Below are 20,440 nucleotides of genomic sequence, written 5' to 3' on the forward strand. Positions count from 1 at the left end.
GGAAACGCATGCACGCAACTCCGATTCTCAGTATTGCGATCTGGATGCCAATCATTTCTGGCATCGTCGTTTTGGTAGTGGGTTCCAAACGGAACCCGAGCGCGGACCGCTGGCTCGCGCTTATCGGTTCGGTGCTTAGTTTCCTCGTCACCCTTCCGCTCGTTTCGGGCTTCGACACCACTACGGCTGCGCTGCAGTTCGAGGAGAAGTCGGTCTGGATCGACCGGTTCAATATTGCGTATCACCTGGGCGTCGACGGCATCTCGATGTGGTTCGTGGTGCTCACGGCGCTCATCACCGTGATCGTCGTGATCGCGGGCTGGCAGGTCATCACGAAGAACGTCGCGCAGTACTACTCGGCGTTCCTCATCCTCTCGGGCCTGATGATCGGCGTGTTCAGCTCGGCGGACGGCCTGCTGTTCTACGTGTTCTTCGAAGCCACGCTCATTCCGATGTACATCATCATCGGTATCTGGGGCGGCCCGAACCGCGTGTATGCGGCGTTCAAGTTCTTTCTCTACACGCTCGCCGGCTCGCTGCTGATGCTGGTTGCGTTGCTGTATCTCTACCGCGTGACGGGGACGTTCGACCTCGCCACCTGGCAGAACGCCCGACTCGCCATGACGCCGCAGATCCTGCTGTTCATCGCGTTCTTCTTCGCGTTCGCCGTCAAGGTGCCGATGTGGCCGGTCCACACGTGGTTGCCGGACGCGCACGTCGAGGCGCCCACGGGCGGCTCGGTCGTGCTGGCCGCCATCATGCTCAAGCTCGGCGCGTACGGTTTCCTGCGTTTTTCGCTGCCGGTCGCGCCGGACGCGAGCCACTATCTGGCGCCCGTCATCATCACGCTCTCGCTCATCGCCGTGATCTACATCGGTCTCGTGGCGATGGTGCAGGCGGACATGAAGAAGCTGGTCGCGTATTCGTCGATCGCCCACATGGGCTTCGTCACGCTCGGCTTCTTTATGTTCGGCCCCTCGAGCCAGCTCGCGATCGAAGGCGCGATCATCCAGATGATCTCGCACGGTTTCGTCTCGGGCGCCATGTTCCTGTGCATCGGGGTGCTGTACGACCGCATGCACACGCGCGACATCGCCGACTACGGCGGCGTCGTCAACACCATGCCGAAGTTCGCGGCGCTGGCCATGCTGTTCGCCATGGCCAACTGCGGGTTGCCGGGCACCTCCGGGTTCGTCGGCGAATTCATGGTGATTCTGGCGGCAGTGAAGTACAACTTCTGGATCGCTTTCGGGGCGGCGTTCACGCTGATCCTGGGTGCGGCTTATACGTTGTGGATGTACAAGCGCGTATACTTCGGCGCCATCGCGAACGATCACGTTCGCGAGCTGAAGGACATCAACGGTCGCGAATACCTCATGCTGGCGGTGCTCGCGCTGTTCACGCTTTTCATGGGCATCTACCCGAAGCCCTTTACCGATGTGATGCACGTTTCCGTGGAAAACCTCCTCTCCCACGTCGCAGTGTCGAAACTGCCGCTGTCACAGTAATACCGAGCGGAGGAACATAAGATCATGCCAAACGCCCCTTTGAACGCTCTGCTGCCCGACGCGCTGGTCATGGCCGGCCTCGTCGTTGCGTGGATCAACGACACGTTTTCCGGTCCTTCGGGCCGGCGTACGACCTATTTCATCGCCCTCGTGACCACGGTGCTCGCCGGCATCTGGTTCGCGGTGAACGCGTTCGATCCGCACGTGTACTACTACTTCACGCGCATGTACGTGGTGGACGCCTTCGCCAGCGCGATGAAGTCGGTGGTCACGCTCGGCTATGCCGTGTCGATCGTCTATTCGCGCAAGTACCTCGAAGACCGCGACATGTTCCGGGGCGAGTTCTTCCTGTTGGGCATGTTCTCGCTGCTCGGCCAGATCTGCATGATCTCGGGCAACAACTTCCTCACGCTGTATCTCGGCCTCGAACTGATGTCGCTGGCGCTCTACGCGGTCATCGCGCTGCGCCGTAACGCGACGCAGTCGAACGAAGCGGCCATGAAGTACTACGTGCTGGGCGCGCTCGCTTCGGGCTTCCTGCTCTACGGCATCTCCATGCTGTACGGCGCGACCGGCGCGCTCGAACTGAGCGAAGTGTTCAAGGCCATCGCCTCGGGCCACATCAACGACATCGTGCTGCTGTTCGGCGTGGTGTTCATCGTGGCGGGCGTGGCGTTCAAGATGGGCGCGGTGCCGTTCCACATGTGGGTGCCCGACGTCTATCAAGGCGCGCCCACGGCCATGACGTTGCTCACCGGCGGCGGTCCGAAGGTCGCGGCCTTCGCGTGGGCCGTGCGCTTCCTGGTGATGGGCCTGCTGCCGCTCGCCGTCGACTGGCAAGAGATGCTGATCATTCTCGCCGCGCTCTCGATGATCGTCGGCAACATCACGGGTATCGTGCAGCGCAACGTCAAGCGCATGCTGGCGTACTCGGCTATCTCGAACATGGGCTTCGTGCTGCTCGGCCTGCTCGCCGGCATCGTCGACAACAAGGCGACGGGCGCGGCCAGCGCGTATAGCTCGGCCATGTTCTACAGCATCGTCTATCTGATCACGACGCTCGGCGCGTTCGGCGTCGTCATGCTGCTCGCGCGCCGCGACTTCGAGGCGGAAACGCTCGACGACTTCAAGGGCTTGAACCAGCGCAGCCCGGTGTTCGCGTTCGTCATGATGCTCATGATGTTCTCGCTCGCCGGCATTCCGCCGACGGTCGGCTTCTACGCGAAGCTCGCCGTGCTCGAGGCCACGATGAACGCCGGCCTCACGTGGCTCGCCGTGCTCGCCGTGATCACCTCGCTGTTCGGCGCGTTCTACTACCTGCGTATCGTCAAGCTGATGTATTTCGACGCGCCGCAGGACGAATCGGCCATCGAAAGCCACGCCTGCAACCGCGCGCTGCTCACGCTCAATGGCGCGGCCGTGCTCGTGCTCGGCATCATTCCGGGCCCGCTGATGTCGCTCTGCCTGCAAGCCGTCTCGCACACGCTGCCGCTCTGATGTCGGCAGCGGGTTGGTTCATCGTATTGTTGGCGCTCGCGGGCGCCAACCTGCCGTTCTTCAATCAGCGACTCTTCGGCGTTGTGCCGCTGCGCACGACGAAGAAGAATGCGTGGATTCGCATCGCTGAAATGATCGTGCTGTATGGTGTGGTCGGTGCGTTCGGCTTCCTGCTGGAAGCTCGCGCCGGCAACCGTTTCGACCAGGGCTGGCAGTTCTACGCGATCACCTTCAGTCTGTTCGTGGTGTTCGCGTTCCCCGGCTTCACCTGGCAATATCTCGTCAAACGCCGTCTGGCGTGATGCGCGCGCCGGCCTTCGCGGCCGGCTAGCGAAAGGCATGTCCTTCGAGTGGCGTGCCCGCACATCCCGAATCCCAAGCATTCCGAGGCGCAAACATGGCTGCTGAACATCCTCAACACGATCCGGCGCTGGCCGAAACGTGCGTGGAAAGCACGACGCTCTACGCGGGCAATTTCCTCACGCTCAAGCGCGACACGGTGGCGTTGCCCGACGGCAAGCATGCAACGCGCGAATTCGTCCAGCATCCGGGCGCGGTCATGGTGATTCCGCTGTTCGACGACGGCCGCGTGCTGATGGAGCGTCAGTATCGTTATCCGCTTTCGCGAGTGATGACGGAGTTTCCGGCCGGCAAGCTCGATCCGCAGGAAGGCGCGCTCGCGTGCGCGATCCGCGAACTCAAGGAAGAGACGGGCTACACGGCGCGCGAATACGTTTATCTCGCGCAGATCCATCCCGTGATCTCGTATTCGACCGAGTTCATCGACATCTATCTGGCGCGCGGCCTGACGGCGGGCGCGGCACAGCTCGACGAAGGCGAATTCCTCGAAACCTTCACGGCGACGGTGCCGGAACTGCTCGAATGGGTGCGCACCGGCAAGATCACCGACGTGAAGACGATCATTGGGACCTTCTGGCTCGAGAAGGCGCTCTCCGGCGCGTGGCCGCTCGCAAAGCCCGAGCAGGGCTGAAGACGTACGCAGCGATCCAGCGATTGAATGACGCGGATCCAGCAAAACGGCGGCCCTGGTGGCCGCCGTTTTGCATTGATGCGCCGCCCAACCGCTTTCAGCGACACTTTTGTGGCGGCGCTACAATCTCGCATCTTCGAAACATCACCCGGCCGAGCGCACGGAGGTTTTTTCGAACGATCGTTCATAAATTTAAGATTTGCGCTAAACTCCTCGCAAGCCCCGATTCCCCATGAAGGTCCTCGATTTACAGTGCCCAGACGGCCATCGGTTCGAAGGCTGGTTCGCGTCGGCTGACGACTTCGAGTCGCAGCTTTCCCGCAAGCTGGTTGAATGTCCGATGTGCGGTGCCACCGAAGTCAGCCGTCTGCCGTCCGCGCCCCGTTTGAATCTGTCCGGCGCGAGCGAGCCCAAGCCCGTTTCGCGCGAGGCGCAGCAATGGCAGGCGCACGCGCTGCGCGCGATTCGCGAGGTCCTCGAGAAGACGGAGAACGTGGGCGACCGTTTCGCCGAGGAGGCGCGACGCATGCATTACAACGAAGCACCCTCGCGCAACATTCGCGGCGTGGCTTCGGCGGAAGATGCGCGCGCCCTCGTCGAAGAAGGCATCGACGTGATGCCGCTGCCGGTTCCGGCCGCGCTGAAGGGTCCGCTGCAATAGCCGCGCGGGTCTTCGCCGCGGCGTGGGTTCGCCCGCACCGGCCGCGGTCAGGAGACACTGCGCATGGATCTGGACACCACCCCCGCCGACGACGCATTCCGCGCCGAAGTTCGCGCCTGGCTAGAGGCCAATCTGCCTCACGCGCTGCGCGACAAGGTACTCAACCACAAACGGCTTAGCCGCGACGACATCGCCGGCTGGCACCGGCTGCTCGGCAAGCAGGGCTGGTCCGCGCCCGCGTGGCCCGTGCAATGGGGCGGCCCCGGTTGGACCGAAACGCAACGCCATATCTGGGACGCCGAATGCGGGCGCATCGGTGCGCCGATCGTGCTGCCGTTCGGTGTGTCGATGGTCGCGCCCGTGCTCATGAAATACGGCAGCGAGGCGCAGCAGCGCCGCTATCTGCCACGCATTCTTTCGGGCGAAGACTGGTGGTGCCAGGGCTATTCGGAGCCGGGCTCGGGTTCCGATCTCGCCTCGCTGCGCACGCGCGCCGTGCGCGTTCACGATAACGCAGGCGATCACTACGTCGTCAACGGTCAGAAGACCTGGACCACGCTCGGCCAGCACGCCGACATGATGTTCTGCCTCGTGCGCACGGACCCCGAGGCGAAGAAGCAGGAGGGCATCTCTTTCCTGCTGATCGACATGAAATCGCCCGGTATTACGGTGCGCCCGATCATCACGCTCGACGAGGATCACGAAGTCAACGAGGTGTTCTTCGAGGACGTGAAGGTGCCCGTGGAGAATCTCGTCGGCGAGGAAAATCGCGGCTGGACCTACGCGAAGTATTTGCTCGGCCACGAGCGCACGGGCATCGCGCGCGTGGGCGCGTCGAATCGCGAACTCGCGTTTCTCAAGCGCGTCGCGCTCGGGCAAAAGAAGCACGGCAAGCCGCTGCTCCACGATCCCGTGTTCGCCGCGCGCGTGGCCGCCGTCGAGATCGAACTGATGGCGCTCGAAGTCACGGCCGAACGCGTGATTGCCGCCGCCGCCAACGCGCGCGGGCCGGGGCCCGAGGCTTCCATGCTCAAGATCAAGGGCACCGAGATCCAGCAAGCGCTGACCGAGTTGATGGTCGATGCCGTGGGTCCGCTCGCGGCGCCGTTCGACGTGCCGTTCCTCGAAGGCGAGCACGCGCATTCCGTAGCCGGGGACGACGCCGCCGCGCCGCTTGCCGCGTACTACTTCAACTATCGCAAGACGTCTATTTACGGCGGGTCGAACGAGATCCAGAAGAACATCATCGCGCAGATGATTCTTGGGCTTTGAGGAGCGGCGCATGGACTTCAATTTCACCGAAGAGCAACAGCAACTCGCCGACGCGCTGCGTCGTTATCTCGACAAGCAATATGGCTTCGAAGCCCGCCAGGCGATCGTCAAGTCCGCCGATGGGGTGTCGGACGCGCACTGGAAGGCGTTCACCGAACTCGGGCTGACCGCGCTGCCGGTGCCGTCGAACCAGGGCGGCTTCGACGGTACGCCGTTCGACATGCTCGTGGTCATGCAGGCGCTGGGCCGCGCGCTCGCGGTCGAGCCTTACTGGGCGAACGCCGTGGGCGTGGAAGCGCTGAAGCTCGCGGATGCGGCGAGCGAAAACGCCGCGTTGCTCGCGCGCGTGGCGGCGGGCGAGATCAAGCTGGCCGTGGCGTTTCACGAACCGGGCGCGCGCTACGATCTGTTCGCGCTCGAGACCCAGGCCCAGAAAAATGGCGAGGGCTACATGCTGAGCGGCACGAAATCGGTCGTGCAGCACGGCGCGCAAGCCGACTACTGGATCGTGCCCGCGCGGCTCGCGGGCGAGGTGGCGTTGTTCGTCGTCGCGCGCGAGGAGGGCGGCGCCGAGGTGACGGACTACCGCACGATCGACGGCCAGCGCGCCGCCACGCTCACGTTCGCGAACACGCCCGCGCGACAGCTGGCCGGCGTGCAGAACGCCGCGGCCACGTGGGAGCGCGTTGCCGACTACGCGACCTTCCTGCTGTGCGCGGAAGCGCTCGGCGTCATCGACGCGCTCACGGCGGCGACCGTCGAGTACACGAAAACGCGCCAGCAGTTCGGCGTGCCGATCGCGCGCTTCCAGGCGCTCCAGCATCGCATGGCCGAGATGCTGATCCACGCCGAGCAAGCCCGCTCGATCACGTATCTCGCGGCCGCGCGCTACAGTAGCGAATCCGCCGACGCGCGGCGTCGCGCGATTTCGGCGGCCAAGGTGCGCGTGGGGCAGGCGGCGCGCTTCGTCGGTCAGCAGGCCGTGCAACTGCACGGCGGCATGGGCGTGACGAACGAGGTTGCGGCGGCGCACGGGTTCAAGCGGCTCGCCATCATCGAAACGACGCTCGGCGACGTCGATCATCATCTCGAACGCTTCGCCTCGCTGCCGGGGTTCTCGCAGGCAGCATGAGGCGCGGCGCGCATCACAACGAGGAGACCCGCATGGGCATCAGCTACGAAGATCTGGAAGTGGGCAAACGCTACGTGGTCGGCTCGCACACGTTCGAGCGCGACGAAATCGTCCGTTTCGCCTCGGAGTTCGACCCGCAGCCGTTTCACGTCGACGAGGCCGCGGCCGGGTCGTCGATGTTCGGCGGCCTCGTGGCGAGCGGCTGGCACACGTGCTCGGTCATGATGGGCATGCTCGTACGCCACTTCCTCAAGGATTCGACGTCGATGGGCTCGCCCGGCGTCGACGACATTCGCTGGCTCAAGCCCACGCGCGTCGGCGACACGCTCACGATGACGAATATCGTCGTGGACAAGCGCGTGTCGGCGAGCAAGCCCGATCGCGGTATCGTCGAAACGCGCTGGGAAGGCCATAACCAGCACGGCGAACTGATCGTGACGGTGCGCTCGAAAGCGCTGTTCGGCCTGCGTCATCCGGGAGCCGCATCGTGAACCGTGGAATGAGCGGCGGCATGAACGTCGACGCGAACGACGCGGTCAGGAGGTGTATCGCCGATGCGGAGGGATTGCGCGCGCTCGTGGGCGCAGCGCCCATCCTGAGCGCGTGGCGCGAGGTCAGCGCCGCCGACGTGCAAGGGTTCGCCGACGCCACGGGCGACCACCAGTGGATTCATCTCGACGCCGAACGCGCGCGCCGCGAGTCGCCGTTCGGCGGCCCGATCGCACATGGCTTTCTCACGCTCTCGTTGATTCCGGCGCTGCTCGAAGCGAGCCTCGAGATTCGTCAGCGCATGGGCGTGAACTACGGGCTCAATCGCGTGCGTTTCACGCAGCCGGTGCCCGTGGGCGCGAAGGTGCGCGCGCGCATCGGCGTGAAGGAGGCGAGCGACGTCGATCGCGGCTGCCTGCAGGTGGTCTGGGAGATCGTGATCGAGCGCGAAGAGCGCGAGGGGGCGAACGCGCGCCCGGCCTGCGTCGCGGAGCTCATCACGCGGCATTACTTCTAAGCCGTTGAATTCGCGCAAGCGATAAAAAAGGGCGCTCCGCTCGAAGCGGGCGCCCTTGATTCGTTGCGGCTTCAGGCAATACGCGTGCGTGGCGATCAGCGCTTCTCGTATTGCGTCGCGCCGAACAGCATTTCCTTCGCCTTCTCGTCCATGAGCGGCTTGCGCGCGTTGGCGAGCACTTCCACGCCGCGCTGCACCGCCGGGCGCGCCGCGATGGCTTCGTGCCAGCGCTTCACGTTGGGCAGGGCGTCCAGCTCGATGCCCTGGTTCTGCCAAGAACGCGTCCACGGGAACGCCGCGATATCGGCGATGGTGTACTCGTTGCCGGCCAGATATTCGGTCTTGCCGAGCTGGGTTTCCATCACGTTGTAGAGGCGCTTCGCTTCGTTCGTGTAGCGATTGACCGCGTACTCGATCTTCTCCGGCGCGTAGATGCGGAAGTGGTGCGCCTGGCCGAGCATCGGGCCGAGGCCGCCCATCTGAAACATCACCCATTGCAGCACGTCGTAGCGCGCGGCCAGATCCTCGGGCAGGAAGCGCCCCGTCTTCGCCGCGAGATAGAGCAGGATCGCGCCCGACTCGAACAGCGAGAACGGCTTGCCGTCGGCGCGGCGCGGGCCTTCGGAGTCGGTGATGGCGGGGATCTTGTTGTTCGGGCTGATGTCGAGAAACTCGGCCTTGAACTGATCGCCCGCGCCGATATCGACGGCATGCACGTTGTACTCGAGGCCCGTTTCCTCGAGCATGATGTGGACTTTGTGGCCGTTCGGCGTGGCCCAGCTATAAACGTCGATCATCGTGGCTCCTTGGCACCATGAAGTAAGCGCCGCCGCGTGCAAAAGTGGCACGTTGCGGCGCCGGATCTGGCGCAAATTAGCACAGTTCGACGCGGCCCGCAGAGGGCGCCGGAGCGCCCCTGCTGGGCTTGTGGACTTAACGCGAACGCGTCAGGAACGCGTGACGGGCAACTCGACGCGCGACGCCGCGTCCGTGTCCATGTAGCGCGCGAATTCGAGCTTGGCGATGGCGTTGCGGTGCACCTCGTCGGGGCCGTCGGCGAACCGCAGCGTGCGCGCCGAGGCATACGCATACGCGAGCGGGAAATCGCCGGAAACGCCCGCCGCGCCGTACACCTGCATCGCCCAGTCGATCACCTGGCAGGCCATGTTCGGCGCGACCACCTTGATCATGGCGATCTCGCCGCGCGCGCCCTTGTTGCCCACGGTGTCCATCATGTACGCGGTCTTGAGCGTGAGCAGGCGCGCCTGGTCGATCATGCAGCGCGCCTCGGCGATGCGCTCCTGCGTGACCGATTGCGCGGCCACGGGCTTGCCGAACGCAACGCGCGCCAAGGCGCGCTTCGCCATGAGTTCGAGCGCGCGCTCGGCGAGGCCGATCAGCCGCATGCAATGGTGAATGCGGCCCGGCCCGAGCCGCCCCTGCGCGATCTCGAAACCTCGGCCTTCGCCGAGCAGAATGTTCGACGCGGGCACGCGCACGTTCTCCAGCGTGATTTCCATGTGGCCGTGCGGCGCGTCGTCGTAACCGAACACCGTGAGCGGGCGGCGCACGGTAATGCCGGCCGAATCCGCGGGCACGAGGATCATCGACTGCTGGGTGTGGCGCGGCGCGTCGGGATCGGTCTTGCCCATGACGATGTAGATCGCGCAGCGCGGGTCGCCCGCGCCCGACGACCACCATTTCGTGCCGTTGATCACGTAGTCGTCGCCGTCGCGCTCGATGCGCGTCTGGATATTGGTCGCATCCGACGACGCCACATCGGGCTCCGTCATCAGAAACGCCGAGCGGATCTGGCCTTGCAGCAAGGGTTCGAGCCACTGCAGCTTGTGCGCCTCGCTGCCGTAGCGTTCGATCGTCTCCATGTTGCCGGTGTCGGGCGCGCTGCAGTTGAACACTTCGGGCGCCCAGTGCACGCGGCCCATGATTTCGCAGAGCGGCGCGTATTCGAGGTTCGTGAGTCCCGCGCCGCGCACGGAGTCGGGCAGGAACAGATTCCAGAGTCCGGCCTCGCGGGCCTTTTCCTTGAGCTGCTCGACGATTTCCGTGGGCACCCACGCGTTGCCGTCCGCGCGATTGCGCTCGACTTCGGCGTGAAACACGGCTTCGTTCGGGTAGATGTGTTCGTCGAAGAACGCGAGCAGTTTCTCGCGCAGCGCCTGCACTTTCGGGGAGTAATCGAAGTTCATCCGTGACCTCGCAATGCGATGCAATGACAGAGAGAAAAGGGTGATGCGATACGGCGTAAGCGGATTCAGCGCACTTTCCGTGCGTAGCGCCAGGCGAGTTCGGCCATGGGCTTCGCGCGGCGGCCCGCGTCGGCGGCTTGCGCGCTCGCGGCCGTGCCGTCCACCACGCGCTTCATGATTCCTTGCAGGATCGCCGCGATGCGGAACATGTTGTAGGCGAGGTAGAAGTTCCAGTCGCCGCGAATCTCGACGCCCGTGCGCTCGCAATAGCGTGCGACGTAGTGCGCTTCGTCGGGAATGCCGAGCGCTTTCCAGTCGAGCCCGGCGATGCCGCGAAACTGCGCGGGATCGACATGCCACGCCATGCAGTGATACGAGAAGTCGGCGAGCGGATGACCGAGCGTGGAGAGTTCCCAGTCGAGCACGGCCAGCACGCGCGGCTCGTGCGGATGAAAGATCAGGTTGTCGAGCCGGTAGTCGCCGTGCACGACCGAAACCCGCGTGTCGTTCGCATTGGATTCGTCGGGCATGTGCTGCGGCAGCCATTCGATCAGCCGGTGCATGGCGTCGATGGGCTCGGTTTCCGAAGCCAGATACTGGCGGCTCCAGCGGTCGATCTGGCGCGCGAAATAGTTGCCGGGTTTGCCGTAATCGGCGAGACCGACAGCCTCGGGCTTCACGTTGTGGAGCGCCGCGATCACGCGATTCATCTCGCCGTAGATCGCGCCGCGCTGCTCGGGCGTCATGCCGGGCAGCGACTGATCCCAGAGCACGCGGCCCTCGACGAACTCCATCACGTAGAACGCGCGGCCGATCACGCTTTCGTCCTCGCACAGCGCGAGCATGTTCGCGACGGGCACCTCGGTCGCCGCCAGGGCGGCCATCACGCGATACTCGCGCTCGATGGCGTGCGCGGAAGGCAGCAGCTTGGCTTTCGGTCCGGGCTTCGCGCGCATCACGTAAGTGCGGCGCGGCGTGACGAGCTTGAAGGTCGGGTTCGATTGACCGCCCGCGAACTGCTCGATCGTGAGCGGTCCTTCGAAGCCCGCGACGTGCGCGGCGAGCCACGCGGCCAGCGCGTCCATGTCGAAGCGCTGGCGCGCGGCCACGGGGCGCGTGCCCTCGAACGCCGAGTAGTCGGTGGGCGTGGGCTTCGCGGTGTCTCCATCCATGCTCGTCTCCGTGTTTTCGGGTTGTCCCGGGAATGGCCGTGAGCGCTCAGCCTGCCGGGCGAAAGCGCAGATATTGCGCGTACAGCATCTCCATCGTCGTGTTGCGTACGTCGCGATGCAGCGGCGCAGGCGGCGCGTAGTTGAGCGTGCGCACCACCCAGTCGTGGCTCGCGGTTCCCACGTCGAGCGCGTTGATGCAGCCCGTGGCCTGGGCGAGATGACCGAAGAACGCACGGCCGCCCGCCGTGATCGCGTGCGAGAGGATCGCGCGGTTCACGCCGCCGTGCAGCACCAGCAGGGCGGTGTCCCACGCGGTATCGGCGCGCAGCGCGGTGAGCGCGGGCAGCACGCGATCGAGCAATTCGCCGATGGTCTCGCCGCCCAGAAAGCGCGTGGTTTCGGGCACGACGCCGTCGAACGCGCCCAGAAAGGCGCTTTCGACCTGGTCGGGCGGCAATGCCGCGAGCGTCGCAAGCCGTCCGCCGCGGATTTCCTGCCACGCCGGTTCGACCTCGAGCGCGATCGACTGCCCGGTGGCCGCGAGCACGCACTCGGCCGTCTCGACCGTGCGGCGCAGGCCGCTCACGATCACCCGGTCGAAGCGCAAGCCGGCCAGCGCGAACGCCGCGCCCGCGGCGCTCGCCTGCGCGCGGCCGTGCTCGTTGAGCGGCACGGTATCCGGGTCGATAGCGCGGCCGGAGTCGTCGAAATAGGTGACGTCGCCGTGCCGCATCACGTAGAGGCGGCGGCGCGCGGGCAGCACGTAGTCGCTCATGGCGTGGCTGGCGCTCACTTGTAGGCCGGGGCGCGCTTTTCGAGGAACGCGGTGATGCCCTCGAGCCCGTCGCGATGATGGAGCGACGCCACGAAGTGCTCGCGTTCGTCGCCGAGTTGCGCTTCGAGCGGCTGCGTGGTGGCCGCGCTCGTGAGGGTTTTGATGCGCGCGACCGAGTTCGGCGAAATCTTCGCGATCTCGTCGGCCCAGGCGAGCGCCGTGTCGAGCGCCGTGTGCGGTTTCGCGACGCGGTTCACCACGCCCAGTTCCGCGAGCCGTGCCGCGCTGATCGGTTTGCCTTCGACCATCACTTCGAACGCGAGCGCGCGCGGCAACGCGTTGGCGAGGAACCACGAGCCGCCGCCGTCGGGCGTGAGACCGACGCGCGAATAGGCCATGACGAATTTCGCGTCGTCGGCGGCCACGAGCAGGTCGGCGGCGAGCGCGAGCGAAAAGCCCGCGCCCGCGGCGGCGCCTTCCACGGCCGCGATCACCGGCTTGCTCGACTGCCGCATCGCCGTGATCCACGCAGCCAGCATGTCGATGCTGGCGGCTTGCACGGCCGGCTCCTTCGCGCGGTTTTCCAGCAGCCGGTTGAGGTTGCCGCCCGCGCAGAAGAAGTGGTCGGCGCCCGTGAGCACGATCGCGCGCAGCGAGGTGTCGCGCTCGGCGGCGTCGAAGGCTTCGACGGCCGCGGCATACATGTCGGGATGCAGCGCATTGCGTGCGCCGGGGTTCGACAGCGTCAGAACGAGCGTCGATTCGTGGCCTTCCGGGCGGCTGCTGCGAAGTTCGGCGCTCATTGCGTCATCTCGGGGGAAGTGGAAAGATCGGCGACGTGCCCGGCGCCGGTTGTCTCAATATTGAAATGATTCATGGGAAGCATGGCTCCTGGATAGGCTTAGAATAGCACGGTCGTACAATTTCAAGAAAACGGTCTGGCGCGATGCTCGCTCGCGTCGACGCCCTCAAGGAGGCAATCACGATGATCAAGCTGCACGGTGTCGCGCTTTCGAATTACTACAACAAGGTCAAGTTCCTGCTGCTGGAACACGACATCGCGTTCGAGGAGGTGGCGGCGCCGCTGCCGCTCGCCGAGTCGCGGTACGCGCAGTCGCCGGCCGGCAAGATTCCGTACCTGGAGACGGAGCACGGGTTTCTGTGCGAGTCGGGGGTGATCGTCGAATATCTGGCGGCGCGCTTTCCCGAAAAGCACATTTTCGCCGCCGACGCGTGGCAGGCCGCCAGGGAGCGCGAACTGATCGTGTTCATCGAGACGCATCTCGAACTCAACGTGCGCGAGCTGTACGCCGAGGCGTTCTTCGGCGGCACGGTCAGCGACGAGGTGAAGACGACGATAGAAAAGCGCCTGCGCCGCTATGTGGCTGGCTTCGCGCGGCTCGCGAAGTTCGCGCCGTACGTGGCGGGCGACCGGTTCGGCGTGGTCGATGCCGCCGCGTTCGTAAGCTTGCCGCTCGTGGGCCGCGCAACGCAGACGATCTACGGCCACGATTTTCTCGCCGACGTGGGGATCGACTGGCGCGCCTACCTCAAGCTGATCGGCGAGCGTCCGGCCGCGCAGCGCGTGAGCGCCGACCGCAAGACGTATATCGAGGCGAACGCGTAAGCGTTCGCGCCAGCCAGCATGGCGATGCGGCGCGTGCGATGACCGGCGGCGAGGCATCGCGCGCGCCACGGCTCAAAGGCGCGCGAGCCGCTCGAGTGCGCTCGCGAGCGTGCTTTCCTGCTTGGCGAAGCAAAAGCGCACCACGCCCGACTCATGCGGCTCGTGATAGAACGCCGAGACCGGAATCGCGGCCACGCCGATCTCGGTCGTGAGCCATTTCGAAAACTCGGCTTCGGGCAGATCGCTGATCGCCGAATAGTCGACGCACTGGAAGTACGTGCCTTCGCAAGGCAGCAGCTTGAAGCGCGTATTGGCGAGACCGGCGCGGAAGAAGTCGCGCTTTTGCTGATAGAACGCGGGCAGTTCGAGATACGGTTTCGGATCGCGCAGATACTGCGCGAGGCCGTACTGCATGGGCGTATTCACGGTGAACACGTTGAACTGGTGCACCTTGCGGAACTCCGCGGTGAGCGGCGCGGGCGCGGCCACATAGCCCACCTTCCAGCCCGTCACGTGATAGGTCTTGCCGAAACTCGACACGATGAAGCTGCGCGCGGCCAGCTCCGGGTAACGCGCGACGCTCTCGTGCGGCTGGCCGTCGTAGACCATGTGCTCGTAGACCTCGTCGGAAAGAATCAGCACGTTGGTGCCGCGCACGATGTCCTGCAGCTTCTGCATGTCCTCGGCGCGCCAGACCGTGCCCGTGGGGTTGTGCGGCGTGTTGATGAGGATCAGGCGCGTTTTCGGCGTGATGGCGGCGGCGAGGCGGTCGAACGGGATGGCGTAGTCGGGCGCTTCGAGCGTCACGAACACGGGCACGCCGCCCGCGAGTTCGATCGAGGGCAGATAGCTGTCGTAAGTCGGTTCGACCACGATCACTTCGTCGCCGGGGTGCACGGTCGCGAGAATCGCCGTGAGCAGCGCCTGGGTCGCGCCCGCCGTTACCGTGATCTCGGTGTTGGCGTCATAGCGGCGGCCGTAGACCTGCTCGATCTTGCCGGCGATCGCCTCGCGCAGCGCGGCCACGCCAGCCATCGGCGGATACTGGTTGTGGCCTTCGCGCATGGCCTGCGCAACCGCGTCGACGATGCGCGCGTCGCAATCGAAATCGGGGAAGCCCTGGCCCAGGTTCACCGCGCCTCGTTCGGCGGCGAGCGCGCTCATCACGGTGAAGATCGTCGTGCCGACGTTGGGCAGACGCGACGGAAAAGAGGGCGTGAGCAGGGCGTCCTGCGTGGCGTTCGGGGAATGCGGAGCGTTCATGTCGCGAGCGGCAGGCTTTCGTGGAAGGGAAAGCCTGATTGTAGGCAAATCGGCGCGCGCGGTGTTTCGCTCGTCGCGCGCTCAGCGTGGCGCGGGTTGCCCGGCGCTCACGCATTCGGCCACGAACGCGTCGGGCGTGGCGATCCGAAAGCCGAAGTCGCGCGCCACGCGCTTCGCCAGCTTGAGCACGGCGCGGTCTTTCGAGACGAGCCATTGCGCGCCGCTCGCGCGAGCGAGTTCGAGGAACTTCTGATCGTCGCGGTCGCGGCATTGCGGCAGCGCTCGTGCGTCGGCGGGCAGTTCGGGCGGCTCGATCCGCGTCACGAGCGTGGCCAGCGCCGCGAGCACGTCGGCTTTCGCGACGCCGCGCGCGGCGAGATGCGGATAGTCGAGCACGAAGGCGAGTTCGGCGTGGCAGCGCGCGTCGATCAGCGCCTGGATCGAGCCGGCTTCGAGCGCCGCGCGAATCGGGCGCGTGTGCACGTCGTCGAAAACAAGAATGTCGAGCCAGACGTTGGAGTCGAGCACGACCGTCAGCGCGGGCGTGCCGGCCGGTTGAGGCGAGGCGGCGGAAGACAATGAGGCGGGAGAAGCGGTGGGGGGCGTGAGGCCGGTCATTCGTGAATTCGCTACAATCGGGCTTTCGCCTTTGAACATCGGCACTCCGTGCCTGCAAGCCTCTATGATAATCGTTCTGTCGCCGGCCAAATCGCTCGACTATGACACGCCGGCGCACATCGACACCCACACCATCCCCGATTTCGTCGACGACGCCGCCGAGCTGATCGACGGCCTGCGCCGCCTCTCGCCGCAGCAGATCGGGTCGCTCATGAGCATTTCCGATCCGCTCGCGCAGCTGAATTTCCAGCGCTACGCCGACTGGTCGAAGCGCTTCACGCGCAAGAACGCGAAACAGGCCGTGCTCGCCTTCAACGGCGACGTCTACGAGGGCTTCGACGCGAAATCGCTTTCCGCCACCGACCTCGACTATGCGCAGCGCCACGTGCGCGTGCTCTCGGGTCTGTATGGCGTGCTGCGGCCGCTCGATCTGCTGCAGCCGTATCGGCTCGAAATGGGCACGCGCTTCGAGAACGCGCGCGGCAAGGATCTCTACGCCTTCTGGGGCGAGCGCATCACGCAGGCGCTCAACGCGCAGTTGCAACACAATCGCAAAAGCTCGCGCGTGCTCGTGAACTGCGCGTCGAACGAGTACTTCAAGGCGGTCAAGCCGAAGCAGCTCGCGGCGCCGGTCATCACGCCCGTGTTCGAAGACTTCAAGGGCGGCCGCTACAAGATCATCAGCTTCCATGCGAAGCGCGCGCGCGGCTTGATGGCGCGCTACGCGGTGGAGAACCGCATCGCCGAACCGGAAGCGCTCAAGGCGTTCGACAGCGAAGGCTACGCATTCGATGCGGGCGCATCGAACGATTCGACCTATGTGTTTCGCCGGCGCCTCGCCGACTGATCGGAGGACAGCACCATGACGATTGCCATTTCCAGCCAGTTCGACGCAGGCGCGATCGAGGTCGTGTCGTGCGAGCGCGCCGACGACATTCGCCTGCGCGTGCGCCCCGACAATCAGTCGGAGTTCGCGCAATGGTTCTACTTCCGCGTGACGGGCGCGCGCGACGAGCGTTGCGTGATGACGTTCGAGAACGCGTCGGCGTGTGCGTTTCCGGAAGGCTGGCGCAACTACGAGGCGGTGGCGAGCTACGACCGCGTGAGCTGGTTCCGCGTGCCTACGTCGTACGACGGCAAGCACCTCGTGATCGACCACACGCCCGACTTCGACAGCATCTACTACGCGTACTTCGAGCCTTATGGCGAAGAGCGCCATGCGGCGTTTCTCGGCGCGCTCCAGCAGTTGCCGCATGCGACGCTCACGGAACTGGGCCAGAGCGTGGAGGGCCGGCCGATGTCGCTGCTCACGCTCGGAACGGGCGGCGAGAGCGCGGCGAACGGCAAGCCTAAAAAAACCGTATGGATCGTCGCGCGTCAGCATCCGGGCGAGACGATGGCGGAATGGTTCGTCGAAGGTCTGGTGAAGCGGCTGGCGGGTTGGGGCGACTGGGCCGGCGATCCGGTCGCGCGCAAGCTCTACGATCACGCCGTGTTCCATATCGTGCCGAACATGAACCCGGACGGCAGCGTGCACGGCAATCTGCGCACCAACGCCGTGGGCGCGAACCTCAATCGCGAATGGATGGCGCCGGACGCGCAGCGCAGCCCCGAAGTGCTGGCGGTGCGCGAGGCGATCGAAGCCACGGGCGTCGATCTGTTCTTCGACATTCACGGCGACGAAACGCTGCCTTATGTATTCGTGGCCGGCTCGGAAATGCTGCCGGGCTTCACCGACCAGCAGCGCACCGAGCAGACCGCGTTTATCGAAGCGTTCAAGATCGCGAGCCCCGACTTCCAGGACAAGCACGGTTACGAAGCGAGCCGCTATCGTGAAGACGCGCTCAAGCTCGCCTCGAAGTACATCGGTCATCGCTACGGCTGCCTCTCGCTCACGCTGGAGATGCCGTTCAAGGACAACGCGAATCTGCCCGACGAGCGCGTGGGCTGGAACGGCGAGCGCAGCGCCGCGCTCGGCGCCGCGATGCTGCAGGCGATCCTGCATCACGTCGAAACGTTCGCCTGAAGCGCTTGCATCGCGGGTAAAAGAAAAGGGGGAAGCGGCCAGGCCGCTTCCCCCTTTTTGTATCGACGATACGGGGTTCGACGAGATCGTGCGCGAGATGCGCCCGATCCCTTAGTGCTTCTTCTTTGTGGTCGACTTCTTGGCCGTGGATTTCGACTTGCCGCTGCTCGCCGTCGACTTGTGGCTCGATTTGCTCGACGTGGCCTTCTTCGACGAGCCTTTGCCGCCCTTCTTCACGACGTGCTTGCCCTTGCCATGCGCGCTGCCGTGCGACGTGGCGCGACTCTCGCTACGCGCGCGCGCCGGCGGCACCGGGTCGTTCCAGCTGAACGCGAGCATTTGCTGGCCCACGTAGCCGCAGCGGAATTTGAGATCGTAGGGCGAGCTGCCGCTGTCCTTCGAGACGCCAACGCCTTCGACGGTCACGATGGTGTCGACCTTCACGCGTTGCTTGCCTTCGTCGAACGAGTCGTTCCAGGGCGTGATGCTCGAATGCGCGCTGTCGAACGAGGTGGGCGGAAACTCCACGTGATCGAGCGCGGAAGACGTGCTGGCGACGAAGTCGCCGTGCGCCGCGCAGTCCGCGACGAGCGGATCGGCGTGCATCTGCGTGACGAAGTTAGTGACGAGGTCGTTGTGCTGATCGAGCTGGTCGGCGTGCGCGAGAGGCGCGGCGGCGATCATCAGGCTCGCGGCGCACGCAGCCAGTTGGCCGGCTACGATCAGCAGCCGGCGGGATGCATGGTTGCAGTCCATCTATCTGCTTGTTAGGGATGAGGGTGAGACGTCAGGCACCGTAAGATGCCGTGTGGCGTGCTGGAGTTCAATATCGAAACAAAATTCTTTGTGCGGACGCCGACACGACGTGCCACGAACAAAGCACGCGCGACGCATTAACGTCGCGCGATTCTATTGTGCAGGAGTGTGAGGACAACCGGAAGCGCGTTCAGGTGCGAGGGCCACCGAGCCGATAGCGGCGCACGTCGTAAGTGGTGACCCAGGCGGGCCGATACACGGCGATCAGCGCGGTTGCCATGCCGGTGAACCAGGCTTCGCCGGAGGCAAGCAGGAAGACGCTGAATGCATAGCCCGCGGGCACGGTGAGCACCGAGCCGCCGTTGAGCGCGACATGCGCGCCCAATGCGAGATACGCCGCGGCCGAAACCGCGATAGCGGGCGAGACGAACCCTTGACCCACGATGAACATGAACAGGTTGCGCGGCAGCCAGGCCGAGCAGGCGCGCTGCAGCAATGCCGAGATGGCGACCGGGAACACGCCGAATACGAGGAAGGTGAGACCGATGCCGTCCCACGGCGCGTCGAACACCACGGCGGCCAGACCGATCACGGCGCCCATGGCGATGAGCGCGAGACCCCAGTCGAACAGGGTGACCACGAGCGTGGCGCCGAGCAGGTGCAGCACGGTGCCGTCTTCGAGCCACGCATTGCTCGCCCACAGCACGGAGATCGCCACGACGATGGCGAGCCACACGTGCTGGAGCGTGGCGTCCTGAAGACGCTTGAAGGGATTCTTCCAGAACGCGAAGGCGAGCACGCCCACGGTGACTAACCACGCACCGACAGCGACCCAGAACGGAAGCGGCGTATAGAGGAACCCCATGTGCTCAATATTACTCGTTGGACGGCAAAACGTGTGCGAGAGCCGTCATCGAGGTGTCGTCTTCCGTGGCTTCCGCTGTAGGACGAGGCGGTTCCGGGCAGGCTGGCGCGGCGTCGCCGTAGGGCGCGTCGGGCTCTGCGGCCATGGGTAGCGGGATTTCACTGTCGTCTGACAGCAACGGATAGAGGAAGGCCTCGCTCTCCCTGGCTCGCAGCGGCACGGGGCCGTGTTCGCCGAGTTTGGGCTTCGCCGCGCGCTCGCATTGCGCCCGTAAGACCTGAAGGTGGCTCGCCAGCAAGCCGTTGTAGATGGCAACGGCCGCCGCGCGATTGGGGGCGCCGAGTTGCTGAAAGATGCTGGTTAGATGGACTTTCACTGTGCCCTCGCTGATGCCGAGCGCTTTCGCGATCATTTTGTTCGTATTGCCCATGTGTACGCAACGCAGGATTTGCTCCTGGCGTGGCGAGAGGTGCACCTTCGGACGCACCTTGCGGGCGAGCGCGGCGCTCTTCGCGTTGCGCCGCGGCGGCAGCGGCCACGCCTGGAACGGGCCCAGCACGTCGGCGGGCAGGTGGTCGCCGCCGAGCAGGATCAGTTCGAGGAATTTGACGATGAGAATCGCGTCGGTGCTGCGCCGGATGATGCCGCGGGCGCCTTCGTCGATAAGCCGGCGAACCGCGAGCGGCGGCTCGGTGCTGTCGACGAGGATGGCGACGGGCAGCGCACGGTGCCGCGTGACGAAGTGGCGCAGCTCGCCGGGCCGGATGCCGTCGTGCCAGTCAATCACGATCAGGTTGGGCGTGAAGCGGTTCATCGCGCGCTCCGCGCTTCGCCAGTCCGGCGCGTCGTTAAAGCGCGCACGACGGTCGATTTGTCTTAACAGCGCCTTGAGTCCTTCGCGCCGTTCGGCGTCTGGATTGAGTACCACGAACCGCATGAGCCAGCCCTCCTATCGATCATGTCTCTCAGGAATGTTGTGCGACGCTCACCGTTTCCGGCAGTGGTGAGCGATCCAACAGAGCCATGATGACAAAAAGGATGCGCGCTGGCGGCCTGTCCAAATG

22 protein-coding genes are annotated in these 20,440 nt (G+C 65.1%); 12 read left to right on the forward strand and 10 right to left on the reverse strand.

The window, feature by feature from the left end; all coding sequences use genetic code 11:
• Positions 1-8 precede the first annotated feature (8 nt).
• The 9 genes from FAZ98_RS04470 to FAZ98_RS04510 all read left to right on the forward strand — a co-directional run bounded on the left by FAZ98_RS04470 (position 9) and on the right by FAZ98_RS04510 (position 8,067).
• Positions 9-1,508, forward strand: coding sequence for an NADH-quinone oxidoreductase subunit M (locus tag FAZ98_RS04470; RefSeq protein ID WP_158949172.1), 1,500 nt, complete (start codon positions 9-11; stop codon positions 1,506-1,508).
• A gap of 24 nt (positions 1,509-1,532) precedes the next feature.
• Positions 1,533-3,005, forward strand: a complete 1,473-nt coding sequence (nuoN, locus tag FAZ98_RS04475; RefSeq protein WP_158949174.1) for an NADH-quinone oxidoreductase subunit NuoN — start codon at positions 1,533-1,535, stop codon at positions 3,003-3,005.
• Positions 3,005-3,307: a DUF2818 family protein gene (locus FAZ98_RS04480; protein ID WP_158949176.1), complete on the forward strand. Its 303-nt coding sequence runs from the start codon at positions 3,005-3,007 to the stop codon at positions 3,305-3,307. Before nuoN ends, FAZ98_RS04480 begins: the two co-directional genes overlap by 1 nt.
• Before the next feature lie 95 nt (positions 3,308-3,402).
• Positions 3,403-3,996 carry an NUDIX domain-containing protein gene (locus tag FAZ98_RS04485; RefSeq protein WP_158949178.1) on the forward strand — a complete coding sequence of 198 codons (594 nt, stop codon included), beginning with the start codon at positions 3,403-3,405 and terminating at the stop codon, positions 3,994-3,996.
• A gap of 232 nt (positions 3,997-4,228) precedes the next feature.
• Positions 4,229-4,657, forward strand: coding sequence for a DUF1178 family protein (locus tag FAZ98_RS04490; RefSeq protein WP_158949180.1), 429 nt, complete (start codon positions 4,229-4,231; stop codon positions 4,655-4,657).
• Positions 4,658-4,720: 63 nt separating this feature from the next.
• On the forward strand, positions 4,721-5,929 hold the full coding sequence (locus FAZ98_RS04495) for an acyl-CoA dehydrogenase family protein (protein WP_158949182.1): 1,209 nt from the start codon (positions 4,721-4,723) through the stop codon (positions 5,927-5,929).
• 10 nt (positions 5,930-5,939) lie between these two features.
• Positions 5,940-7,061, forward strand: a complete 1,122-nt coding sequence (locus tag FAZ98_RS04500) for an acyl-CoA dehydrogenase family protein (protein WP_158949184.1) — start codon at positions 5,940-5,942, stop codon at positions 7,059-7,061.
• Positions 7,062-7,093: 32 nt separating this feature from the next.
• Positions 7,094-7,552 carry a MaoC family dehydratase gene (locus tag FAZ98_RS04505; protein ID WP_158949186.1) on the forward strand — a complete coding sequence of 153 codons (459 nt, stop codon included), beginning with the start codon at positions 7,094-7,096 and terminating at the stop codon, positions 7,550-7,552.
• A gap of 20 nt (positions 7,553-7,572) precedes the next feature.
• Entirely contained in the window at positions 7,573-8,067 is a 495-nt protein-coding gene (locus FAZ98_RS04510) for a MaoC family dehydratase (protein WP_158951868.1), read from the forward strand.
• A gap of 95 nt (positions 8,068-8,162) precedes the next feature.
• Here FAZ98_RS04510 and FAZ98_RS04515 read toward each other — a convergent pair whose 3' ends face one another.
• The 5 genes from FAZ98_RS04515 to FAZ98_RS04535 form a co-directional block, all read right to left on the reverse strand.
• Positions 8,163-8,864, reverse strand: coding sequence for a glutathione binding-like protein (locus tag FAZ98_RS04515; protein WP_158949188.1), 702 nt, complete (start codon positions 8,862-8,864; stop codon positions 8,163-8,165).
• A 150-nt stretch (positions 8,865-9,014) separates the two neighbouring features.
• Positions 9,015-10,274 carry an acyl-CoA dehydrogenase family protein gene (locus tag FAZ98_RS04520; protein WP_158949190.1) on the reverse strand — a complete coding sequence of 420 codons (1,260 nt, stop codon included), beginning with the start codon at positions 10,272-10,274 and terminating at the stop codon, positions 9,015-9,017.
• A 65-nt stretch (positions 10,275-10,339) separates the two neighbouring features.
• A complete protein-coding gene (locus tag FAZ98_RS04525; protein WP_158949192.1) occupies positions 10,340-11,446 on the reverse strand; it encodes a phosphotransferase in 1,107 nt (368 codons plus the stop codon).
• A 46-nt stretch (positions 11,447-11,492) separates the two neighbouring features.
• On the reverse strand, positions 11,493-12,221 hold the full coding sequence (locus FAZ98_RS04530; protein WP_158951869.1) for a histidine phosphatase family protein: 729 nt from the start codon (positions 12,219-12,221) through the stop codon (positions 11,493-11,495).
• A gap of 14 nt (positions 12,222-12,235) precedes the next feature.
• A complete protein-coding gene (locus FAZ98_RS04535) occupies positions 12,236-13,024 on the reverse strand; it encodes an oxepin-CoA hydrolase, alternative type (protein WP_158949193.1) in 789 nt (262 codons plus the stop codon).
• Positions 13,025-13,206: 182 nt separating this feature from the next.
• Between FAZ98_RS04535 and FAZ98_RS04540 the strand changes: the two genes are divergently transcribed.
• Positions 13,207-13,848, forward strand: a complete 642-nt coding sequence (locus FAZ98_RS04540; RefSeq protein ID WP_158949195.1) for a glutathione S-transferase family protein — start codon at positions 13,207-13,209, stop codon at positions 13,846-13,848.
• Between the two features lie 72 nt (positions 13,849-13,920).
• Here FAZ98_RS04540 and FAZ98_RS04545 read toward each other — a convergent pair whose 3' ends face one another.
• A complete protein-coding gene (locus tag FAZ98_RS04545) occupies positions 13,921-15,111 on the reverse strand; it encodes a pyridoxal phosphate-dependent aminotransferase (protein WP_158949197.1) in 1,191 nt (396 codons plus the stop codon).
• An 81-nt stretch (positions 15,112-15,192) separates the two neighbouring features.
• Positions 15,193-15,729, reverse strand: coding sequence for a putative toxin-antitoxin system toxin component, PIN family (locus FAZ98_RS04550; protein WP_158949199.1), 537 nt, complete (start codon positions 15,727-15,729; stop codon positions 15,193-15,195).
• Between the two features lie 64 nt (positions 15,730-15,793).
• On the opposite strand from FAZ98_RS04550, the gene yaaA reads away from it, so the two are divergent.
• Together yaaA and FAZ98_RS04560 are read left to right on the forward strand one after the other, a co-directional pair.
• Positions 15,794-16,576: a peroxide stress protein YaaA gene (gene yaaA / locus FAZ98_RS04555; RefSeq protein ID WP_158949201.1), complete on the forward strand. Its 783-nt coding sequence runs from the start codon at positions 15,794-15,796 to the stop codon at positions 16,574-16,576.
• A 15-nt stretch (positions 16,577-16,591) separates the two neighbouring features.
• Complete coding sequence (locus FAZ98_RS04560) at positions 16,592-17,755, forward strand: M14 family metallopeptidase (protein ID WP_158949203.1); 1,164 nt, start codon at positions 16,592-16,594, stop codon at positions 17,753-17,755.
• Positions 17,756-17,866: 111 nt separating this feature from the next.
• Here the strand turns inward: FAZ98_RS04560 and FAZ98_RS04565 are convergent, their stop codons facing one another.
• The 3 genes from FAZ98_RS04565 to FAZ98_RS04575 all read right to left on the reverse strand — a co-directional run bounded on the left by FAZ98_RS04565 (position 17,867) and on the right by FAZ98_RS04575 (position 20,313).
• Positions 17,867-18,511, reverse strand: coding sequence for a BspC domain-containing protein (locus tag FAZ98_RS04565; RefSeq protein ID WP_158949205.1), 645 nt, complete (start codon positions 18,509-18,511; stop codon positions 17,867-17,869).
• A gap of 190 nt (positions 18,512-18,701) precedes the next feature.
• Positions 18,702-19,376: an energy-coupling factor ABC transporter permease gene (locus FAZ98_RS04570; RefSeq protein WP_158949207.1), complete on the reverse strand. Its 675-nt coding sequence runs from the start codon at positions 19,374-19,376 to the stop codon at positions 18,702-18,704.
• Positions 19,377-19,386: 10 nt separating this feature from the next.
• Positions 19,387-20,313, reverse strand: coding sequence for a helix-turn-helix transcriptional regulator (locus tag FAZ98_RS04575; protein ID WP_158949209.1), 927 nt, complete (start codon positions 20,311-20,313; stop codon positions 19,387-19,389).
• Positions 20,314-20,440: the final 127 nt, after the last annotated feature.

Source organism: Paraburkholderia acidisoli, from assembly GCF_009789675.1.
GTDB classification, from domain to species: domain Bacteria; phylum Pseudomonadota; class Gammaproteobacteria; order Burkholderiales; family Burkholderiaceae; genus Paraburkholderia; species Paraburkholderia acidisoli.

Coding starts and splice junctions, on each gene's coding strand:
- FAZ98_RS04535 (WP_158949193.1), bottom strand. CDS start 13,024: ATGAGCGCCGAACTTCGCAGCAGCCGCCCGGAAGGCCACGAATCGACG.
- FAZ98_RS04480 (WP_158949176.1), top strand. CDS start 3,005: ATGTCGGCAGCGGGTTGGTTCATCGTATTGTTGGCGCTCGCGGGCGCC.
- FAZ98_RS04470 (WP_158949172.1), top strand. CDS start 9: ATGCACGCAACTCCGATTCTCAGTATTGCGATCTGGATGCCAATCATT.
- nuoN (WP_158949174.1), top strand. CDS start 1,533: ATGCCAAACGCCCCTTTGAACGCTCTGCTGCCCGACGCGCTGGTCATG.
- FAZ98_RS04560 (WP_158949203.1), top strand. CDS start 16,592: ATGACGATTGCCATTTCCAGCCAGTTCGACGCAGGCGCGATCGAGGTC.
- FAZ98_RS04515 (WP_158949188.1), bottom strand. CDS start 8,864: ATGATCGACGTTTATAGCTGGGCCACGCCGAACGGCCACAAAGTCCAC.
- FAZ98_RS04550 (WP_158949199.1), bottom strand. CDS start 15,729: ATGACCGGCCTCACGCCCCCCACCGCTTCTCCCGCCTCATTGTCTTCC.
- FAZ98_RS04500 (WP_158949184.1), top strand. CDS start 5,940: ATGGACTTCAATTTCACCGAAGAGCAACAGCAACTCGCCGACGCGCTG.
- yaaA (WP_158949201.1), top strand. CDS start 15,794: ATGATAATCGTTCTGTCGCCGGCCAAATCGCTCGACTATGACACGCCG.
- FAZ98_RS04545 (WP_158949197.1), bottom strand. CDS start 15,111: ATGAACGCTCCGCATTCCCCGAACGCCACGCAGGACGCCCTGCTCACG.
- FAZ98_RS04575 (WP_158949209.1), bottom strand. CDS start 20,313: ATGCGGTTCGTGGTACTCAATCCAGACGCCGAACGGCGCGAAGGACTC.
- FAZ98_RS04520 (WP_158949190.1), bottom strand. CDS start 10,274: ATGAACTTCGATTACTCCCCGAAAGTGCAGGCGCTGCGCGAGAAACTG.
- FAZ98_RS04505 (WP_158949186.1), top strand. CDS start 7,094: ATGGGCATCAGCTACGAAGATCTGGAAGTGGGCAAACGCTACGTGGTC.
- FAZ98_RS04495 (WP_158949182.1), top strand. CDS start 4,721: ATGGATCTGGACACCACCCCCGCCGACGACGCATTCCGCGCCGAAGTT.
- FAZ98_RS04540 (WP_158949195.1), top strand. CDS start 13,207: ATGATCAAGCTGCACGGTGTCGCGCTTTCGAATTACTACAACAAGGTC.
- FAZ98_RS04510 (WP_158951868.1), top strand. CDS start 7,573: ATGAACGTCGACGCGAACGACGCGGTCAGGAGGTGTATCGCCGATGCG.
- FAZ98_RS04565 (WP_158949205.1), bottom strand. CDS start 18,511: ATGGACTGCAACCATGCATCCCGCCGGCTGCTGATCGTAGCCGGCCAA.
- FAZ98_RS04490 (WP_158949180.1), top strand. CDS start 4,229: ATGAAGGTCCTCGATTTACAGTGCCCAGACGGCCATCGGTTCGAAGGC.
- FAZ98_RS04530 (WP_158951869.1), bottom strand. CDS start 12,221: ATGAGCGACTACGTGCTGCCCGCGCGCCGCCGCCTCTACGTGATGCGG.
- FAZ98_RS04570 (WP_158949207.1), bottom strand. CDS start 19,376: ATGGGGTTCCTCTATACGCCGCTTCCGTTCTGGGTCGCTGTCGGTGCG.
- FAZ98_RS04485 (WP_158949178.1), top strand. CDS start 3,403: ATGGCTGCTGAACATCCTCAACACGATCCGGCGCTGGCCGAAACGTGC.
- FAZ98_RS04525 (WP_158949192.1), bottom strand. CDS start 11,446: ATGGATGGAGACACCGCGAAGCCCACGCCCACCGACTACTCGGCGTTC.